At 74.6% G+C, this 2,874-nt stretch carries 3 protein-coding genes; all 3 read left to right on the top strand.

The window, feature by feature from the left end; translation table 11 throughout:
* Positions 1–292, top strand: a 292-nt coding sequence (locus I5E_RS05060) for a winged helix-turn-helix domain-containing protein (RefSeq protein ID WP_022906032.1), incomplete at its 5' end; no start/stop codon positions are given.
* Positions 289–1,653, top strand: a complete 1,365-nt coding sequence (locus I5E_RS05055) for a sensor histidine kinase (protein ID WP_022906031.1) — start codon at positions 289–291, stop codon at positions 1,651–1,653. The genes I5E_RS05060 and I5E_RS05055, both read left to right, overlap by 4 nt.
* A 201-nt stretch (positions 1,654–1,854) precedes the next feature.
* Positions 1,855–2,874: ferric reductase-like transmembrane domain-containing protein (locus I5E_RS05050; protein ID WP_022906030.1), on the top strand; the 1,020-nt coding region annotated here is incomplete at its 3' end.

Genomic DNA, 2,874 nt, shown 5'->3' with positions numbered 1-2,874 from the left:
GGGCGTGCGGCTCGACACCGTCGCGGTCCGGGCGTCGGTGCGGGGTCGGGACCTGCCGCTCAGCGTCAAGGAGTTCTCGTTGCTGCGGTTCCTCATCCAGGGTGCCCCGGCGCCGCGCACCCGGGCCGAGGTGCTCGAGGAGGTCTGGGGGAGCGCCGAGCACTTCGACCCGACGATCGTCGACCAGTACGTCAGCTACGTCCGGAAGAAGCTGCAGGCGGCGGACGCCGACGTGGTGATCCGGACCGTGCGTGGGGTCGGGTACGCGCTCGAGGTCGTGCCGGCCGCATGAGGGCACTCCGTCGCCTCTCGATCCGGGCCCGCATCACGCTCGGCAGCCTGCTGGTCGGCGCGGTCGTGCTGTCCGGCGTCGCGGTGGTGCTGCACGTCCAGATCGAGCGGGCGACGCTGGCGACTGACGAGTCCCTCGCCGCCGGCGACGCCGCACCGTTCGTCTCCGACCTGCGGAACAACCCCGGCGAGCCCCCGGACCGACCCGCCGAGGACGTGATGGTGGGGATCCGGGACGCGTCGGGTCGATGGGTGGTCGACTCGCTCCCGCGGGACGTCCGACGGTCGCTGCCGACCGCAGCGCCCGACGACGACGTCACGCTCCGCCTGCACACCGGACACCGGTCGGTCACGGTCGTGGGGATCCCGGTCCGGAGCGACGCCGGGACCTCGGTCGTCTGGGCCGCGCACGACGGCCGCGCCGGGCACGAGACCGTGGAACGCGTCGACCGCTCCCTCGCCGTCGGGACCGTCCTGGCGCTCCTCGCCTTCGCCGCGACCGCCTGGCTGCTCTCGACCCTGGCGCTCCGGCCGGTCGGCCGGATGCGTCGGACGGCCGAGGAGCTGAGCGCCGGCGCCGCGGCCGGGCACCTGCCCGTCGGGACCTCGGACGACGAGCTCGCCGCGCTCGCACGGACCCTCAACGCGTTCATCGACCGCCAGCGCGAACACGCCGAGCGGGAACGCCGCATGGTGTCCGATGCCAGTCACGAGCTCCGGACACCGCTCGCGGCCCTCACCGCCCGGCTCGAGCTGGCGCACCGGTCCGCCGGGGACGCCGAGGCGCTCGAGCGCGAGCTGCGCCAGGCCGAGGGGGACGCCGCGCGGCTGGTCGCGCTCGCGAACACGATGCTCGAGCTGAGCCGACTGGACGAGGCCGGACCGGCACCCTCGACACCGGGGTCCGCGCTCGTGACCGAACTCATGGGAGCGATCGACCGTGTCCGTGCCCTCGGGGGTGCCGTCGACCGCGACATCGACTTCCAGGTGACGCTCGACGCGCCCGACGAGCGGTACGCCCTCGAGACGGCCGCGTTCGCCCGGATCGTCGACAACCTCGTCGCGAACGCCGTCGCAGCGGGGGAGGAGGGCGGCGTGATCCGCGTGACCCTCACCCAGGACGCCGCGCGGACCCTCGAGCTGACCGTCGTCGACGACGGCCGCGGGGTGCCCGAGGACTTCCTGCCCCAGGCGTTCGAGCGGTTCGCCCGGGCGGACAGCGCCCGGCGCGCGGTGCTCGGCGGCAGCGGGCTCGGACTCGCGCTCGTCCGCGGGATCGCCGAGCGCGCAGGCGGGTCGGCGTCGCTCCGGAACGGCGCGCACGGCGGTGCCGTCGCCACGGTCAGCGTCCCCGCGGTCTGAGCCGGTCGTCGCCGCGGTGCGCGGCCGACGGACGACCGTGCCCCCCGACGGGCATCCGAGCCCCGCCGCCCGGCGGCCGTGCCGGGCCGCGCCGGATCACTCGAAGTCTCGAACGAAGCGGACGGTCCGTTCCGGGTTCCTCCACAGTCCCGCTGCCGATGCTGTGGAGCACCCGAACACCTGCTGGAGAGGACCGAGACGATGATCGACACCGCTCGCCCCACCGCCCGCCCCGCCCCCGGTCCCTCCGGAGGCGGCCGCCGACGTGGCACCGTGCCGCCGGCCGAGCCGCTCGCGGTCGCGGCACGTCGCCGTCGCCGCGCCGGACGTCGCCGGGGCGCGCTGACCGACCTGCTCGGGATCCTCGCCTGGGTGTCCGCCGCGGTGGCCGTCCTGCTCTGGCTCGTGTCGCCCGGATCCCACACGGTCGTCGGCATCGGCGGGTGGCTCACCGACGCCGGGATCGTCGCCGGTCTGGTCGCGACCGACCTCGTGCTCGTGATGCTCGTCCTCGCCGCGCGGGTCCCGCTCATCGACCGGACCTTCGGGCAGGACAACGCGATCGCGGTCCACCGGTCGCTCGGGAAGCCCGTGCTGTACCTGCTGCTCGCGCACGGTGCGTTCCTGACGCTCGGGTACGGCGCCTCGGCGGGCACCGGACCGATCGCCGAGACGATCGCGCTCTTCTCCACGCCCGGCATGCCCCTGGCCTACCTGGGACTCGGACTGTTCGTCGCCGTGGTCGTCTCGTCCCTCGTCGCCGTCCGACGTCGCCTGCCCTACGAGGCCTGGCACGTCATCCACCTGCTCAGCTACGCGGCGGTGCTCGTCGCGCTGCCGCACATGCTCAGCGTCGGCAGCGTCCTCGCCCAGGGCACGTGGCAGCGCGTCTACTGGATCGCGCTGTACGTCGTGGCGCTCGGACTGATCGCCGTATACCGGTTCGCCCTGCCGGTCGTCGTGACGTTCCGCCACCGCATCCGCGTGGTCGGGGTCGAGGCCATCGCGCCGGGGGTCGTGTCGATCCACCTCGCGGGCCGTGACCTCGACCGACTCGGCGCCGAGGGCGGCCAGTACGGGGTCTGGCGGTTCTGGACCGCCCGGACCTGGTGGCACGCCCATCCGGTGTCGTTCTCCGCGGTCCCCGGTCGTGACCGCGCCCGGATCACCGTGCGCGACCTCGGTGCCGGCTCCGCACGGCTCGGCCGGATCACCCCGGGG

The sequence above is a fragment of the Curtobacterium sp. B18 genome (assembly GCF_000333375.1).
Lineage (GTDB): Bacteria > Actinomycetota > Actinomycetes > Actinomycetales > Microbacteriaceae > Curtobacterium.
The sequence above is the reverse complement of the archived record's forward strand: the minus strand, read 5'-3'. Positions and strand labels throughout refer to the sequence as shown.

Excerpts from the sequence above, each read along its gene's own strand:
- I5E_RS05055 (WP_022906031.1), top strand. The coding sequence starts at position 289 with ATGAGGGCACTCCGTCGCCTCTCGATCCGGGCCCGCATCACGCTCGGC.